Origin of the sequence: Vibrio proteolyticus NBRC 13287 (assembly GCF_000467125.1) — a bacterium.
GTDB lineage: Bacteria > Pseudomonadota > Gammaproteobacteria > Enterobacterales > Vibrionaceae > Vibrio > Vibrio proteolyticus.
The window spans coordinates 325,352-340,862 of record NZ_BATJ01000001.1 but is presented as its reverse complement, the minus strand read 5'-3'; the positions used below and the strand labels follow the sequence as shown (position 1 = coordinate 340,862).

At 49.5% G+C, this 15,511-nt stretch carries 16 protein-coding genes; 9 read left to right on the top strand and 7 right to left on the bottom strand.

All coding sequences use genetic code 11. The annotated features are described in order from the left end of the window. Positions 1-13: 13 nt before the first annotated feature. Entirely contained in the window at positions 14-637 is a 624-nt protein-coding gene (gene ureG / locus VPR01S_RS01515; RefSeq protein WP_021703524.1) for an urease accessory protein UreG, read from the top strand. Positions 638-783: 146 nt separating this feature from the next. Next, positions 784-1,050: a glutaredoxin family protein gene (locus VPR01S_RS01510; protein ID WP_021703523.1), complete on the top strand. Its 267-nt coding sequence runs from the start codon at positions 784-786 to the stop codon at positions 1,048-1,050. A gap of 43 nt (positions 1,051-1,093) precedes the next feature. Here VPR01S_RS01510 and VPR01S_RS01505 read toward each other — a convergent pair whose 3' ends face one another. Both VPR01S_RS01505 and VPR01S_RS01500 read right to left on the bottom strand, forming a co-directional pair. Beyond that, positions 1,094-1,693, bottom strand: a complete 600-nt coding sequence (locus VPR01S_RS01505; RefSeq protein WP_021703522.1) for a thiol:disulfide interchange protein DsbA/DsbL — start codon at positions 1,691-1,693, stop codon at positions 1,094-1,096. A 72-nt stretch (positions 1,694-1,765) separates the two neighbouring features. Continuing rightward, positions 1,766-2,140 (bottom strand): hypothetical protein, encoded by a 375-nt coding sequence (locus VPR01S_RS01500; protein WP_021703521.1) that lies wholly within the window; start codon positions 2,138-2,140, stop codon positions 1,766-1,768. A gap of 198 nt (positions 2,141-2,338) precedes the next feature. Between VPR01S_RS01500 and VPR01S_RS22835 the strand changes: the two genes are divergently transcribed. The 4 genes from VPR01S_RS22835 to VPR01S_RS01490 all read left to right on the top strand — a co-directional run bounded on the left by VPR01S_RS22835 (position 2,339) and on the right by VPR01S_RS01490 (position 4,685). Continuing rightward, on the top strand, positions 2,339-2,509 hold the full coding sequence (locus VPR01S_RS22835; RefSeq protein WP_021703520.1) for a hypothetical protein: 171 nt from the start codon (positions 2,339-2,341) through the stop codon (positions 2,507-2,509). A gap of 137 nt (positions 2,510-2,646) precedes the next feature. Further along, entirely contained in the window at positions 2,647-2,817 is a 171-nt protein-coding gene (locus tag VPR01S_RS22830; RefSeq protein ID WP_021703519.1) for a hypothetical protein, read from the top strand. Positions 2,818-2,861: 44 nt separating this feature from the next. Then, positions 2,862-4,175, top strand: a complete 1,314-nt coding sequence (locus VPR01S_RS01495; protein WP_021703518.1) for a mechanosensitive ion channel family protein — start codon at positions 2,862-2,864, stop codon at positions 4,173-4,175. 81 nt (positions 4,176-4,256) lie between these two features. Next, positions 4,257-4,685: a VOC family protein gene (locus VPR01S_RS01490; RefSeq protein WP_021703517.1), complete on the top strand. Its 429-nt coding sequence runs from the start codon at positions 4,257-4,259 to the stop codon at positions 4,683-4,685. A gap of 62 nt (positions 4,686-4,747) precedes the next feature. Here the strand turns inward: VPR01S_RS01490 and VPR01S_RS01485 are convergent, their stop codons facing one another. The 3 genes from VPR01S_RS01485 to VPR01S_RS01475 are packed head-to-tail and all read right to left on the bottom strand — an operon-like array spanning position 4,748 to position 10,169. Further along, the gene (locus VPR01S_RS01485; RefSeq protein ID WP_021703516.1) at positions 4,748-7,564 is read right to left on the bottom strand and encodes an Hsp70 family protein; all 2,817 of its coding nucleotides are present in this window, start codon (positions 7,562-7,564) and stop codon (positions 4,748-4,750) included. A 59-nt stretch (positions 7,565-7,623) separates the two neighbouring features. Continuing rightward, on the bottom strand, positions 7,624-9,537 hold the full coding sequence (locus VPR01S_RS01480; RefSeq protein ID WP_021703515.1) for an Hsp70 family protein: 1,914 nt from the start codon (positions 9,535-9,537) through the stop codon (positions 7,624-7,626). Continuing rightward, positions 9,537-10,169, bottom strand: coding sequence for a DUF2760 domain-containing protein (locus VPR01S_RS01475; RefSeq protein WP_021703514.1), 633 nt, complete (start codon positions 10,167-10,169; stop codon positions 9,537-9,539). Before VPR01S_RS01475 ends, VPR01S_RS01480 begins: the two co-directional genes overlap by 1 nt. 448 nt (positions 10,170-10,617) lie before the next feature. On the opposite strand from VPR01S_RS01475, the gene VPR01S_RS01470 reads away from it, so the two are divergent. Further along, the gene (locus VPR01S_RS01470; RefSeq protein ID WP_021703513.1) at positions 10,618-12,159 is read left to right on the top strand and encodes a sensor domain-containing diguanylate cyclase; all 1,542 of its coding nucleotides are present in this window, start codon (positions 10,618-10,620) and stop codon (positions 12,157-12,159) included. Positions 12,160-12,240: 81 nt separating this feature from the next. After that, positions 12,241-12,771 carry a 3'-5' exonuclease gene (locus VPR01S_RS01465; RefSeq protein WP_021703512.1) on the top strand — a complete coding sequence of 177 codons (531 nt, stop codon included), beginning with the start codon at positions 12,241-12,243 and terminating at the stop codon, positions 12,769-12,771. Positions 12,772-13,007: 236 nt separating this feature from the next. Here VPR01S_RS01465 and VPR01S_RS01460 read toward each other — a convergent pair whose 3' ends face one another. Further along, the gene (locus VPR01S_RS01460; protein ID WP_021703511.1) at positions 13,008-13,466 is read right to left on the bottom strand and encodes a tellurite resistance TerB family protein; all 459 of its coding nucleotides are present in this window, start codon (positions 13,464-13,466) and stop codon (positions 13,008-13,010) included. Positions 13,467-13,575: 109 nt separating this feature from the next. Further along, positions 13,576-13,917, bottom strand: coding sequence for a VC1380 family protein (locus VPR01S_RS01455; RefSeq protein WP_040902118.1), 342 nt, complete (start codon positions 13,915-13,917; stop codon positions 13,576-13,578). Positions 13,918-14,178: 261 nt separating this feature from the next. On the opposite strand from VPR01S_RS01455, the gene VPR01S_RS01450 reads away from it, so the two are divergent. Then, positions 14,179-15,501, top strand: coding sequence for a MipA/OmpV family protein (locus VPR01S_RS01450; RefSeq protein ID WP_021703509.1), 1,323 nt, complete (start codon positions 14,179-14,181; stop codon positions 15,499-15,501). Positions 15,502-15,511: the final 10 nt, after the last annotated feature.

Sequence of the window (15,511 nt, the reverse complement as noted above, 5' to 3'; positions counted from 1 at the left end):
AAGGAAGAGAACAATGGAAAGCTATAAACAGCCACTCCGCATTGGTATTGGTGGGCCGGTTGGCTCTGGGAAAACCGCATTGCTGGAAGTGTTGTGTAAAGCGATTCGTGACAGGCTGCATATCGCGGTGGTGACAAACGACATTTACACTCAGGAAGACGCTAAAATACTGACGCGGGCAGAGGCGCTGGAGCCGGATCGCATTATAGGTGTTGAAACCGGAGGGTGTCCGCATACCGCGATTCGGGAAGACGCATCGATGAATCTGGCAGCCGTCGAGGAGTTGGCCAAGCGTCACCGAGATCTGGATGTGGTGTTTGTTGAGAGTGGTGGGGATAACCTTAGTGCAACCTTCAGCCCGGAGCTAGCGGACCTGACCATCTACGTGATTGATGTTGCGGAAGGGGAGAAAATACCGCGCAAAGGCGGACCAGGTATTACCCGTTCGGATCTGCTGGTCATCAACAAGATCGATTTGGCGCCGTACGTGGGCGCATCCCTTGAGGTGATGGAACAGGATACGCTGCGTATGCGTCCAAATAAGCCGTTTGTTTTCACTAACCTGAAAGCCGGTAAGGGGCTCGATACCATCATCGACTTTATTCTTACCGAAGGGATGCTTGAGTTTCACGCCTGATGCAGCTCTGGAGGAGGCGCGCTTGAGCAAGATTTTTCTGGGTAAATAGCGGCGCAAGCACAGATAATCTTATATGCTGGAGAGTGGAGCAGACAGTCTCTGTGATTGATCAGAGCCGTTATGGCGCGGCTTTCGGAGCACAACCTATGACTTCAACCCATCACTTAAGCCTGTATCACAGGAATCACTGTCCGTACTGTCGAAAAGTACGTGAAGTGATTGATGCATTAGGGCTGGATATCCGTTTGGTTGAAATGGAAGAACAACCGGTCGAATGGGAGCGTCTCAAGCTGGAAGGTGGGCAGGCGATGGTGCCTTGCTTACGAATTGATGAAGAACATGGCACCGTTTGGATGTATGAATCAGAGGACATCATCCAGTACCTCCGACAAACTTACGGTCGTCCCCAATGACATCAGAAAAAAGGGCCCTGACTATGCAGGGCCCTTTTTTGCTTTATAGGGTGAGTAGGTAGTTCACCAGTTTATTGTAATCTTCGAAGCTACGAATACCTTCGGTCTTTACCACGTACTTGTTGTTAACCACAACACCCGGAACACCCGTTAGAGAGGTACTCTGGAACTGCTTATCAAAGCGTTTTTGCATTGAGTCGACGGCAAAGCCGTTGTAAGCGGCATCGAACTTCTTACTGTCAACACCATTGTCGGTAAACAACTGGCGCAGCTGCGCTTCATCACGTGGTGGTTGGCGTAGATCATGGATCTGACGGAACATCACTGGAATCATCTGATCTTCAATCCCTAGTGACACCATGGTGGCGTAAGATTTTGCCATTGGAATCGCCATGTTCCCGCCCATAAACGACACATGCACCTTTTTAAAGCTGACATCATCTGGCAGCGCCGGTTTTAAGTTTTTGACGATATTTTCGAATTGGTAGCAGTGTGGGCAGTAAAACGAAAAATACTCAGTGACGGTTGGTGTGGCCGATTTCTCGGTATTCAGCACCGTGTAGTTTTTGCCTTCTTCATATTGTGCGGCAAAAGCGGATACGCTGAGTAGCAGCGCAGAAAAGAGTGTGATCAGTTTTTTCATCGTAAATCCTAGAAGTTGTTTAAATATGAGTTTGTCATCGCATCGTATGCGATCTCGGGTAATAACGTGGATTTATACGATTGGAGGTCGGAACAATGTCTGGGCACGCACAATGGCTTTAACGTTCTGGTCACGGGGGATTAAAGCCAAAGAATAATTTGGAAAGGTGACCTGCAGCGTTGAGACGTGATTGGGTAATTTACTCAGGCTTGAACCACAGCAGTGATGTGAAGAAGCACTGATGTCTGACGCTGAGAGTTTAATCCCATAATCGGTCGTTTCTAGTAACTGGTGAATATCCGCCAGACAAATACGCTCGTCTTCGGCAAAAGTGCCGGACTGGATATGCTCGTTGATGATCACGCCCGAAAACAGCAGCGCGCAGGCAACCAGCAAAAATGTCCAAGTAGTACGTGCGATGGGCAGCATGGCAATAACGAGGTTCAAAACAGGCTTTCATCATACCGAATATTTTCGTCAGTGGTATGAAATTGAACCTATTTTTGGCTGTTTGCTGCAAAATTCAACAGGTTGAACGAGGTTTTACCTTAGTCAGACCTTCACTGACCGTTTTCTGACATGTTTCATTGGGTTGATGAATTACCATGGTATCCAATTACATAATAAATACATTAAGGTGGAACGATGAAATCGTTGATCATCATGTTAACCAGCGTGGTATTGCTTTCTGGCTGTCAGTTGACTCGCGTGGAAGGTGAGTTTAAAGATGTTGAAGTTGAAATGAGTTCAAAAGGCTCAGGCGGTTCTAAAGGCAGCTTCTGCCCACCAGGGCAAGCCAAAAAAGGCAACTGCTAACAACGCAAGTTTAGAGATAAGAAAAGGCCGGTGCAAATGCTCCGGCCTTTTTGCTATTGGTAAGTAACGTAATTTAATCTCCCACTTTCAGGATCTTAGCTACACTAAATAGAAACCCATCTACTGAAGGTAAGCTGATGAAATCACTGATAGTCGTATTGTTGGGCATGTTTGTGCTGTCTGCCTGTCAACTCACCCGTGTGGAGGGTGAATACAAAGATATGGAGATAGAGGTCAACTCCAAGGATTCAAAAGATTCTCATGGAAAATTCTGTCCACCGGGGCAAGCGAAAAAAGGCAACTGCTGAGCAGGGTTCAATCACGATCTTACGGTCATTTTCGGAGTGGATAGATGGAAGAATACATCTCGCATGTTTCCCGGCACGTGACTAACGCCATCAGCAGTGTCGATACCTACAACCAGATAGGCGTGATTCTGGCCGTCTATCTGCTGGCGTATTTTCTCTCTTCCCGCATTCATAAATATGTCCCTATTTTGCGCGAAGCGGTGACCACCGATGCAAACTTCCCGATACGCTCGATTGCACACCGGTGCGGCAAACTGATTTTCCCGATACTGGCGCTGTTGTTGCTCAGGATGTCGATTGAGTTCAGTTCAGTGTTGATGGCAGACAGCTGGGTTATGCAAGTCGCGTTCGCTTTGGCGTTGTTACTGCTTTACCACTCCTCTGTTCATTTGTTGATCACCAACGCGCTGGTAGCGAAAGTGTTTCGCTGGATAGGGATGCCTATCATTCTGTTTTATGTCACCGGAGTTCTGGATGACATTGTGCGTGTTCTTGAATCGATGTCGATTGAACTGGGTAACATACGGTTGTCGGCGTACGGTTTAGTGCGAACGTTGATTTTTGGTTCTTTACTGTTCTGGCTTGGCCGGGTTTCCAATTCAACCGGACAAACCATCATTCGCAAACAGAAGTCACTGGATTTCAGAACACGGGAGATCGTTGCAAAACTGTTTGAAATTATGTTGTTTTTTGTCGTTGTGATGCTGATTCTGCAATTGATGGGCATCAACTTAACGACGCTGGCAGTATTCGGTGGGGCCTTGGGGGTCGGGCTGGGTTTTGGGCTTCAGGCCGTGGCATCGAACTTCATCTCTGGGGTGATCATTATATTTGACCGTTCGATTTCAGTGGGCGACTACATTGAAATGGAAGACGGACGCACCGGTACGGTCACCGAACTGAACATGCGTTCAACAACGCTCGAAACCTACGATGGCAAAGACATCGTCGTACCCAATGAGAAGTTTATTAACAGTTCGTTTGTGAACTGGACGCATAAAAACATCAAACAACGGTACCGGGTCGATTTTTCGGTGGCGTACAAGACGGACGTGCGCAATATGGTGACGTTGGTGAAAGAAGCGGTAGCGCAGCATCCTAAAGTATTGGCTGGTCCCGATGTGCCATTAGAGGAGCTCCCCGATTGCGAAATTGACAGTTTCGGTGACTCCGGGATCAACATGTTTGTTGAGTTCTGGATTGAAGGGATTGACGATGGACGCAACCGGGTCGGAGGCGATCTGATGTTAATTATTCTGGAGACACTGCAGCAGAATAATATCGAAATTCCGTTCCCGCAGCGGGAAGTGAAAATACTCAACCCAAACGAAGCATCACGCAGCAACGATTTGTTGTGACCACAAACCCTACTTGTGTTGAAACCTGTGCCGATGCATGCGTTCGTTCAGGTAGGCGAATTACCATACAAGGAGGAGTGAATGGCATTACAACCGTTTCATCTGGCGATTCCGGTTTATGACTTGCCGATGGCTCGAGAATTTTATCGAAACGTATTTGGTTTAATCGAAGGCAGGTCAAGTCAACAGTGGGTTGATTTTGATTTTTTCGGCCACCAGTTGGTTATCCATCAACATCCGAAAACGCACAGTCAGGAGCAGGCACACACCAACCCAGTTGATGGTCATGCCGTACCGGTGCCGCATTTCGGTGTGGTGCTGGCGTGGCAACAATGGCACGACTTGGCAGAGCGACTGCGCACATTCAAGACAGCATTTGTGATTGAACCGTATATCCGTTTTGAAGGACAGGTTGGTGAGCAGGCGACCATGTTTTTGTTTGACCCATGTGGTAACGCTCTGGAGTTTAAAGCGTTTAAGGACATCAATCAGTTATTTGCCACCGATTAATGCATCATCCGCATATCCGGTAGCGGATATGCGGAGATATGCCCGCCTGACAGGGCGAGTTGTTATTGATGAACCAGCGTGAGGCCACTTGGAAGAGCATCACCAAACACCCGCTTGGATTCACTTTCTGACAATTCTTTGACCTCTTCGACCAGCGCCACCCAAGACTCTGGGACTTTACTCTGCTTCAGTTTAGTCAGAACCTGAGTTCGGAAATCGTCTGAAATATCAAACAGGCGGTCGCCGGTCTTGCGACAAATCATCACCGCGGCGAATCCGATCATTGGCTCTTTCTGCCAATTTTTCTCGAGCATTTTCGGCAGCCATTGCTCTGCCTGCTCTCGAGGAATCACACTATGTTGGCTGCCATACAGCGGTGTTCGTGAGGCCAGACGGCCTAAGGCCCACCAATGCGCCTGCTCGAACTGGGTATGGTTCATCGCTTTACTCAAGAACCAACTGGACAGGAGCACTTTATCTTCGACGTCAAGGTGCTCAAGAGAGGCGGCGAGACGAACCATCGCTTCATACCCCATGTCCTGGGCAGCTTTAGCTGACTGAGGATTTTTCATCGCGCCAGGGTGCAGATACTTGGCAATATCAGCCAGAATGGTTTCCTGCTGCTCTTGGCTCAGGCCACCAGCGATGCGTCGCCAGAATACCCACCAATCTGTCCAACCTTGATGGTTTTTGAACTGAATGCCTTGTGGGTACAGGCTCCAAACCTGTTCAATACGCCAGGAGTCGGTCGGGTCGCCAAAACCGGGACGAAGTGCAAAGCCCGCCAGACGCAACCAGTTTTTTTCGTGTGGCTCCGAACGTCGGCGGCGCTTTCTGCCCAGGCTGAATGCATCAAATAGCTGGCGAAGTGTAATGAAATCCCACTCATCCCGTTTGCCGAGACGCTTTTCCAGATCCTTGGTCAGGGTCTTAATTTCTTTTGCGTCCGCGCTCTTTTTATTGCCACTGTATATGCGATTGATGAGCGCAAGGCATTCCTCAAGACGCGGGTGGCGTTGCGAACTTTCTGCTTCTTCTGCCTTCTGGTTGCGAACTTCAAATTCCAGCGCCCAGCGCTTGGTGTCATCGTCGGTGCTGACGCATTCCATTTTCAGCGTACCAACCTCCGTCAACTGACAGGCCAGTTGCACTTCGACACGCTCTTTCTGGTTGGCTTTCAGCTCTGCACCGTCGCTTTCCAGCGTCGCAATGTAGGGGGGAAGAGGAGCAAATAAATCCGGGTCAACGTCCACCATCACACCGTTTTGAATCGCTGTGTTGTGAGTCAGTGTATCGTGTGTTGAGGTCAGTAAGTTAAAGCGAACCGGCTCTCCCAGTGTCAATGAGAAACGGCGGCCGCTCAGACGGATTTCATGACCTTCGTCGGTGCCTTTGGCCAGCAGACATAAGGCTTTACCCATCTTATTTTTTTCCTGTAAGTGCAGGAAATAAGAACGAGCGGCGCCGCCACCGATTTTTAGCTGTGCACCACGACGCGCTTTGCCAAATGCAACCGCCCCAAGCGCCACAGACCAGTCAGGATGCGGGTTATTGAGGACGGTAACCTCAGCCCCACGCCAGTGACTGAGCAACTGAGTAATACGCTGGGTGACCAGGTCACTGTTAAATACCCCACCGTTTAATAGTATACCGACCGGGACGGCTGGCTGCTGGGGATCATAGTCGTTCAGACTTTGCAACGCAGCGTGCGAGACTTGCTGGTGCTGGGTTAAGAACTCTGCAACGTGTTTGCTGACTGCCGGGTCGGCCACATACGGCAGACCGAACTCGACTACCGCGCTGCGTCGCTTGTCTGGTGTCTCGTTAAACTCAGACAGTGGGAAAAAGCCGTCCAATGCGATCTGGTGCACTTCTTGTTTAGATAAGCTGACACTTTTGGTTCCGCCCAGCAATTTTGAACCACTGCCCAGCATGGTGATGCGTACATCGTCAGGGGCGTTTGCCGACAGCAGATTCTCTTTGGCTTTGCGGGTTTGCTGAATCAGCTTGGTCAGGCTGGCAGCATTCAGTTTTTTGCTTTGGTTGAAGCGTTGTTCTGCCAGATGTGCCAGTGCAAGGTCGAGGTTATCACCACCGAGCATCAGATGTTCGCCCACACCAATACGATCCAGCGCCAGTTCTCCTTGATGGAATTTGGCTTCAATCAGACTAAGATCAGTCGTACCCCCACCGACATCGCATACCAGAATCAGTGGCAGTTGCTGAAGTTCTTCTGCTGCGGTGTCTCTGTGGCGGGCATACCAGTCGTAACAAACAGCCTGCGGTTCTTCCAGCAGTACGATGTTGGTCAGCCCGGCCAGCTCGGCGGCCTGTAATGTCAGTTTGCGCGCCGTTTCATCGAATGAGGCTGGAACGGTGACTACCACCTCCTGATCTTCCAGAGGATTTCCCGGATGGCGGTAGTTCCAAGACTGACGGATATGATTCAGATAGCTGGCACTGGCGATGACAGGGGAGACTTTGTCTACGTCCGCTGCACCTGCCCAGGGCAGAATCTCGGATGTGCGGTCGACCGCCTGATGCGAAAGCCAGCTTTTTGCGCTGGAGACCTGTCTGCCTTCTACTTTTGCGCCCAGCTCACGCGCCCACTCTCCAACGATAACATGTTGGATGTCCCCTTTAACCGGTTGGTGATTCCATGGGAGCGTCAGATCAGAGGGCGCGATTTGTTCACTGGCCGGATGGTAGCGGAAAGAGGGGAGCAGGGGTTTACGAACCACCTCTCCGGGACCGATCAGTTGGTCGATATCGAACAATGAGACGGCGGATTGTTCCAAGTTGTCGGTGATTTCACAAAAGGCGACCACAGTGTTGGTCGTACCCAAGTCGATTCCGACAAGAAAACGAGGCGATGCCATATAACAAAACCTTTCGTTAATCTGAAAACGGCATCCGTGGGGATGCCGTTTGTCATTCATTATGCGTGTTCGCTGCCTTTGGCGTCTTCGCGGACGTCAAATTCAACGTGCCATTTCTGGCCATTGTCTGCGGCGATGGCTTCCAGTTGCAATGTGCCCAGCTCGGTTACCCGTGAAGCCAGAGTTACAGGGACAACTTCGCCTTGTTTACGGCCTTCGGAGACGGGCAATGTCACCTGAATTTCTGGTAATTCTTCCAATTCTTCTGGTGCCCAGTGATCAAGGTGTGTACCCGCAGGGTCGTCGCGACGTACTGTGGAGCCGAAAAACTGAAAGTGAACCGGTTCGCCAATTACCAGGCCGAACTCTTGGCTTGGTACGGTTGCGCTTGACCCTTCTTCCATACCAAATGGTGCCACACAAAGGGCTTCCATTGGAGGTGCCATGCCAGGAATTGCAGGCATCGCGCTTTCGATACCAACATAGTAAGCCGAGGCAATGCCACCGCGGATACGTACGCCTTGTCCACGACGGACTGAGCCGTAGTAGGCAGCACCGCTGGCGACAGCTAGATCCAGATCAACACCCGTCAGGCGTTTTGCGTATTCCGCGTCAGCTTCAATCAGCCATTCGTTAATGGTTTCTTCCAAACGCTCTGCCAGCAGCGAAGATTTTAATACCCCGCCATTAAACAGGATTGCTGTCGGTTTAATGAACTCAACGTTGGTTTGAGATTCACCGCCAGGCATGCCCGGCATATTTGCGAACGGATTGAAATCTTGAGCCGCGGGCTCTGACCCGCTCTGAGCGTGAGCCTGTTTAGACAGGAAAGCGGCGATATGACGGGTAATGCCGGCATCCTGAGCGTAAGGCAAGCCCATTTGAGTCAGGGCGCCACGCGATTTTTGTACCGGATGTTCTGCGATCGTCACTTGTGGAAAGAAGCCATCGACTAAAGTCTGTTGAACCTCTTGCTGTGTCAGCTCTGTTTTGAGGGTCGCGCCAAGCAGTTTAGAGCCGCGGCTCGGCACTACGATCGGCACAGATTGCAGCTCGCTGTCGTTGAGCAAGGCTTCTTTGGCATCGCGGCAGGCATGGGTCATGGCCTGCACCTGCCAAGGTTGCAGATCTTTGCCTTCCTTAGCCAGCTTCATTTTCAATCGGTAGGCCAGTGCCAGGTCCATGTTGTCACCGCCAAGCAGAATGTGTTCGCCGACAGCAATACGATTCAGTGTCAGGTTACCCTGATCTTCAGTCACTTCAACCAATGACAAGTCGGTGGTACCACCACCGATATCGACAACCAGCACAATGTCACCAACGCTGACTTCGTCGCGCCAGCTATCGTTGCTGTTGTCAATCCAGTTGTACAGCGCGGCCTGAGGTTCTTCTAACAACGTCAGGTGGCTGAAACCGACATTACGTGCGGCTTCAGCCGTCAGGTCACACGCAGCTGGATCGAATGATGCCGGTACGGTAATCGTGACGTCTTGTTCTGCCAGTGGGTGATTTGGGTTCGCGTGATCCCAGGCCTCTTTCAGGTGCTCAAGATACAACTCGGTCGCGCGCAAAGGCGACACTTTTTCAACCTCTTCCGGGCTACCCGCCGGCAGAAACGCGTCACGACGATTCACCCCGCTGTGACACAACCAGGACTTGGCACTGGCAATCAAGCGAATCGGTGTTTTGGCACCCAGATTGCGTGCAATCGCACCCACCAGCGCTTTGGGTTCGGAAGACCAGGGAAGCACGCGTGAAGACGGATTCATCTCGTGTTCGTGCGGCTGATACAGGAATGAACCCAACTGAGCGCGGCTTTCCACCGTACCAGGAGAAGTCAGCTGAGGAATTGCCATCACTTCGACATGCGCATCCTCACGGCTGGTATCCATGTAGGACAGCACGCAGTGCGTGGTGCCAAGGTCAATACCGACACTGAACATAGGTTGCGTATTGTGGTGCGTTTGTTCCATTACAGCTCTACCTCGGCAGGGGCAATCACAGAGGCATCGTAATTTTCGGCCAGCTTAGGCAGGGTCATTGCTGTCGCTTTCCAACCTTTGTGAACCAGCGTACCGTGGAACGGAGCGCTGCCAGTAACGTTGCCCGTCAGGCGCACTTCCTGAGGGTTGAAACCTTCTTCAACGGTAATGCGAGTTTCTTCATCTTCGTTGCGGATATTTTCCAGCGACACATATTCGGCCAGAACTTTCTGTCCACCAGAGTGAATCACGCGCGCTGCAGCCCCCACTTCTTCATCGGAGAACGAAGTCAGGTCTTCTTTTAAGAAATCAATTAAACGGGCTTCCTGCTGCATAATAGAAAGAAGCTGCATCGCCGAGTCTGTCGATGCTGTAGCGAGTTTCGATTCAACTTCCACAACTTTTTCGACGACTTTTTCCACTTCGACGACTTTTTCAACTTCAACAATCTTTTCGACAGGTTTTTCTACCTCAACAATTTTCTCGACAGGCTTTTCCACGACTTTTTCTATGATTTTAGATTTGCGTGAAACGGCAATGATCAGCAGTAGCAAGCTGGAAGCCGCCAGACCTGCGTGAAGCATATCGAAAGTTTGAGGGACCATTTGTAAATCGAAGTTCATGATGAATTCTCTTTGAATTGTAATATTTCCAGGTGAGACGGCTCACTGCTCACCTTGGCGTTACGCCATGCTTAAGTGTCAAATAGGGGCGAATAGTACCATATTCAACCCGCATGGCTCGTTGAAATACAACCCATATTGCGGAATAACGTTCTGATTGACGGGTTTTTAGACAGGAGGTGAGTGAGATCTTTGTCCAAAAAATAAGTCTAATTGATGATAATTGATTAAAAGTATTCTGATTTTAGCGATTTCATGGCTCAATGAGACCTTATCCATTGAAGAATATTTTCAATATAAGTGGCTGTGTTTGGCGGTCTTTTAGCTAAATTCTGCAGCATTCTTTCTCAAAGATGAGATAAATAGTGGGCCACTTAAGGTGGCTCGACTACGCTGTTAGATAGGTTTATTCGAGCCAGACATCGCTCCAGACGATTTATAATAAGTAATGAAAGTTTATCGAAAAAGTCGCTCAGCCTATTCAATCATCACCTTCTTCTCTGCCAGTGTTGTCACCTTGCTCGCCATGGCGATCGTCTACTACGAGCAGCGTGAAGATAACTTGCATGTGTTTGAAAACCTCACCCAACGTCAGACGGATGCGTTACAGCGCTCTGTGTTGAATGACATCAACTACATCGGGGCCGCCGCCAACTTCTTCCATTCCAATTTTCCGGAAAACTGGGGGCAGTTCAGCGTATTTGCGCATGAGTTGATCAATAACTCGCCAAGTTTGATCACGTTGCAATGGCAGCCCAAAGTGGAAGTGCATGAGATTAACGACCATGTCGCTAAAGCGCGTAAGATCTTTCCTGATTATCGTCTCTACACCATCCCAAAGGACGGTAAGAAGACTTACGGCTACGTGATGAAAAATCAGGCCCCCATCTTTGTCATGAGTGATATCTATCCACGCACTCCGGTGAATATCGGGTTGCTGGGGTTCTATTCGACCAAACTGCGGTTTGAGCTGGTACTGGAGTCAATGCGTGAGACGCGTCAGGCCAATGTCTCGGACAAAGTAAGGTTGCTGGCTGACGGGCTGGACGCTGATCTGGAAAAGCGTGGCTTACTGGTTTATCTGCCAGTCTTTGATCAACAGCACAACAAAACGTTGATTGGAGTTGTTGTCGGTGTGGTTCTGGTCGACATGTACTTCAACAACTTGATGAACAAAACTGCGTCAGAGCAGGACTTGCTGATTCGTGTTACCGACATGGGCTATGACTCGGAAGATGAACCCGTGCTGTTTCAAAGCCCGAACTGGGACAAAGTTAAAGGTGCGGCAATCAGCAAAACCCTGGAGTTGCCAAATCGCCGTTGGATTATTGACTACAAAATGCCGCAACCTTACACCCGACATGATCAACTGGCGTTAGTGGCGGTTGGCATTGGCGGATTACTGATGGCGTTTATGCTTGGCTTTATTGTCCACCTGCTGGCACGAGAGCGTCAGCGTTTGTCGGTCATGCTGGAAGAGCGCACTGCCGAGTTGCGTTTTCTGGTGGAACACGACAGCCTCACCGGCTTGTTTAACCGCCGTGCGTTCAATCAATTTCTGGAAGAGTACATTAAAGCGCGTAAGCCGTTCAGTTTGGTGACGTTTGATATTGATCACTTTAAGTCAATCAATGATCAGTACGGTCATATCGTGGGAGATGAGATGCTGATCCATGTGTCACGTTTGATTGAAAAAGCGTTAAAGCCCAACGATTTATTTATGCGAATGGGGGGAGACGAGTTCTGTATTATCTCACGTGAGATTGATCCCGGTCGTTTACATCATTATATGAATGGGATGAGGGCAATGGTGCATGGCAATGCGCTGATGTCTGATGTTGGCCCGGTGATCTGTAGTCTGAGTATTGGCGCCGCAGTGCATCAACACCATGATGCCGAACAAATTCTGCGTGCAGCGGATGAACAGTTGTACGTCAGCAAAGAGAACGGGCGGAACCGGGTGACTGTCGCTGGTTTTCCACCCGGTTAAACTGAGGTAGGTCGATGTTTGGCTTCAGTTCAGGTAGAATCCTGCGCTTTAACTTTACGTGGGCATAGAATAAGGCGAACGATGAATCATAACCGTATTGTCTGTTTTGATCTGGAAATGTGTTGCTGGAATGAAGACGGTGTCGGCACGACGGGCGAAATCATTGAAGTTGGTCTGGCGGAAATCGATCTGGCAAAAGGCGAGATCGTTAAACGCGCTCAGTACTACGTTAAACCAGAACACGACCAGATTTCCGAATTCTGTACCGAGCTGACGGGCATTTCCCCACGTAAAATCGATAAACAGGGGCGTCCTTTAAAGGCGGTGCTACAGTCGATGGTCAAAAACTTTGGCGGGCCGAACAAAATCTATGCGTCCTGGGGACGAGACGATCTGATCCTGATTGAAGAGTGTCAGCGCAAAGGGCTGGACGTGCCGTTCAAAGAGTTCATTAACCTGGCTACCTTGTACCGGGTTCAGCATCGTCTGAAAGATAAGCGGATAGGCCACCGGGCAGCGCAGGAAGCCAAGGGCATTGAGTGGGAAGGTCGCCAACATTCCGGGTATGTAGATGCCTACAACTTAGCCAAACTGGCCCTGACCATGTTGTGATGATGTTTGTTGTCATTTAAATGAAATTAGTTTTATATATTTTTGTCATCTGTTGTGATTAGACTGTTTCTGTCACTCAATAGAGATTGAGTCATGGAATTAATACTAACAACGTTATGGCTGGCAAATTGGGTTCTTGGTCTGGTCTTTTTTGCACGCTGGCATCAACTGCCGGTGCTGTGACTAGATTAACCTTCTGCCGAAAAATAAAAGAGTGCGTTACACACGCACTTTTTTTATGGGTTCTGATTCTTCTCCGTGACCGCCAGTTTGGCCCGAATAAACTCACTGTGATTGACGTAGAGGAGTTCGGCTGTTTTGCGTATCAAAGCATCCTCAAGCGGGTCAATTTCACCGTCTGCGTGAGCAACTTCCCACATGGCTTTGACCAGTTCAAAGCGTTGCGCCTGGCTCATGTCTCTGAGCTGGTCAGTAAAATCATACAGAGAAGCAGAATGTTGAACCCGGTGTTCGGCTTCGGTCAGTAATGCGCTGGCGTCTGCTTCGCTTTGTTGCGTCAGACGGCTGAGCAACGCCAGTTTAGCGTTGCGTTCGCTATCGTCGACCTGATGGTCTGCGTCGGCCACTTCACACAGTAAGCAGGCAATGGCCAGGTTGGGGTTGGCCGTTTGAGCATTGCTCAAATCGCCACCTTCCAGAAACTGTTTAAATGCGCTGGCGATGGAATTAAACATGGGATAGAGCCTTTTTGATTGTCTGTATCTAATTACATAGTGGCCAACAAAAACGATCACAAGTTCCCACACAAAGAAATTTACTGCGTTTTTTCAAAGGCCCGCTTTTTTAATCCGTTTCTAACAGCTCAATCACCTCTGAACTGGTTTTTTCATGTGCGGCGAGCAGCAGCGCCAACATCGCATCTGCTTTGGTGTGACTGTCGCTGTCTGAGTCGAGAATCTCTTTCAGACGCAAGTGGATCATATCGATCTCGTGCTCAACAAATCCACGACCTTCTTCTTCACCCTGGATGTCTTCGGGGGCACTGTCGAAATTGAGAAACAGGAGTTCTCCGTCCCGGCGGGCGTCAACCAGTTGCTCTGGCAGCCACTCTTCTCCGGTGACAATTACAGGATCGTCATGATCTGGTAGAGACGACAGAATGTGCTTGAGTTCTGATGCTTTCACGGCGTTTTCAAACAAGTTTAAGATTATTGTCTATTGTATCGGCTAAGAGACGGAAAACATAAGCTATTGTTACAGGGAAACCGTCAGCGTGATGTCATTTTATTCCTGACCCCAGCGTTGGATGTTTCATGGGCCTGCTTGCACATTGTGTGCGAGAAAATTGGTTACACTTTTGAACGATTTTACAGTCTGTGGCCAAATGGGGCTGATTTATACTGGCGCGATTGCAAAGCGATTGACTCGCATCAGGAGCCAATAATAATGAAATTTCAACGAACAAGCTGGCGTACGTTCCCTTGGCTAGTGGGTCTGTGTTCTGTACCGGTGTCCGCCTTAGCGAAAGATAGCCCTGAGCAAGATTGGGGGATCGCAGCCATGTATCGGATGGCGACGGTTCCGTACGATACGCGAGACGGGGATCAGAGCGTGTCTACATTCGTACCGATGATGTTCTTTCAAAATGAGCACCTGTTCATTGATGGCATTGAGGCTGGGCTGTTTTTGTTTAATGAACCCGAGCAGGAATGGCGGATTTCGGCACTGACCCGGCTGCGTTTTGTCGACATTCCGGCGTCCTTACAAAATGCCAATCAAGGGGACGCGGTCGATTTTGGTGCGCAGTTACGTTACCGAATGGATGAACAATGGTCTTTTGATACCGAAATCATGAGTGATGACGAATTTCGTTTTCATGGCAATCTGCGCCTCTCGGCACAATTTGAATCCGGTGACTGGGACATCAACCCGGCGTTGACGGTGCGTGTTAAGGACGCCGATTTTAACAGTACTTATTACGCTTTTTCAGAGTACACCAACGAGCGGATTGGCCCTGGTGTTGACGCCAATATTGGCTTTGATGCCCGATATCATGTGGCTTCTAACCTGTATCTGCTTGGCGCTGCGAGTGTTACCGTGCTCGACAGTGAGGCCTATCGCAGCCGAGCGGTCGAAGAGAGAACCCAGGGAGAACTGTTTGTTGGATTCGGTTTTTTCCGAGACAAAACCAAAGCGCCGAAATCAGTGTTAAGCAACAAGCGTTATCTGCGGTTGGCTCATGGTTGGGGAACGCCTTCCAACATCGGGGAAATATTTTCGTTTAATCGGGAAAAGGATCCGTACAACAACCAACTGACGTCTGTGTTTTACGGACATCCGCTCGCAGACGAATTGTTTGGCCTGCCATTGGATATCTACCTCACGCCAGGCCTGGTTCATCATTGGTCGTCAGCGGTACAAAGCAGCAGCACGGAATACGTTGCGGCGATCAAAGCGTATTACACCTTCGAATGGCCAACCACCTGGCGGTTTGGGTTTGCCGAAGGTTTGTCGTACATCGATAACATCACTTACATTGAGCAATCCGAGATGGAGCGGAAAGGGTACACCGCCAATCATCTATTGAATTATCTAGACTTTTCCTTCGATGTTAATGTTGGCGAACTGTTCAATAACCGTGAGCTGAAAAAACTGTGGTTTGGTTACTCGCTGCATCATCGTTCGGCCATTTTTGAAAAGGCCTCTCAGTTTGGTCGGATCAAAGGCGGCAGCAACTACAATACGGTGTATCTCCAATATGATTTCTGATTCGCACGGA

Bases quoted from the DNA above. Each gene is read 5' to 3' on its own strand.
- VPR01S_RS01475 (WP_021703514.1), bottom strand. From the start codon at position 10,169: ATGAACTTCGATTTACAAATGGTCCCTCAAACTTTCGATATGCTTCAC.
- VPR01S_RS22835 (WP_021703520.1), top strand. From the start codon at position 2,339: ATGAAATCGTTGATCATCATGTTAACCAGCGTGGTATTGCTTTCTGGC.
- VPR01S_RS01480 (WP_021703515.1), bottom strand. From the start codon at position 9,537: ATGGAACAAACGCACCACAATACGCAACCTATGTTCAGTGTCGGTATT.
- VPR01S_RS01450 (WP_021703509.1), top strand. From the start codon at position 14,179: ATGAAATTTCAACGAACAAGCTGGCGTACGTTCCCTTGGCTAGTGGGT.
- VPR01S_RS01465 (WP_021703512.1), top strand. From the start codon at position 12,241: ATGAATCATAACCGTATTGTCTGTTTTGATCTGGAAATGTGTTGCTGG.
- VPR01S_RS01505 (WP_021703522.1), bottom strand. From the start codon at position 1,693: ATGAAAAAACTGATCACACTCTTTTCTGCGCTGCTACTCAGCGTATCC.
- VPR01S_RS22830 (WP_021703519.1), top strand. From the start codon at position 2,647: ATGAAATCACTGATAGTCGTATTGTTGGGCATGTTTGTGCTGTCTGCC.
- VPR01S_RS01510 (WP_021703523.1), top strand. From the start codon at position 784: ATGACTTCAACCCATCACTTAAGCCTGTATCACAGGAATCACTGTCCG.
- VPR01S_RS01495 (WP_021703518.1), top strand. From the start codon at position 2,862: ATGGAAGAATACATCTCGCATGTTTCCCGGCACGTGACTAACGCCATC.
- VPR01S_RS01470 (WP_021703513.1), top strand. From the start codon at position 10,618: ATGAAAGTTTATCGAAAAAGTCGCTCAGCCTATTCAATCATCACCTTC.
- ureG (WP_021703524.1), top strand. From the start codon at position 14: ATGGAAAGCTATAAACAGCCACTCCGCATTGGTATTGGTGGGCCGGTT.
- VPR01S_RS01490 (WP_021703517.1), top strand. From the start codon at position 4,257: ATGGCATTACAACCGTTTCATCTGGCGATTCCGGTTTATGACTTGCCG.
- VPR01S_RS01460 (WP_021703511.1), bottom strand. From the start codon at position 13,466: ATGTTTAATTCCATCGCCAGCGCATTTAAACAGTTTCTGGAAGGTGGC.
- VPR01S_RS01485 (WP_021703516.1), bottom strand. From the start codon at position 7,564: ATGGCATCGCCTCGTTTTCTTGTCGGAATCGACTTGGGTACGACCAAC.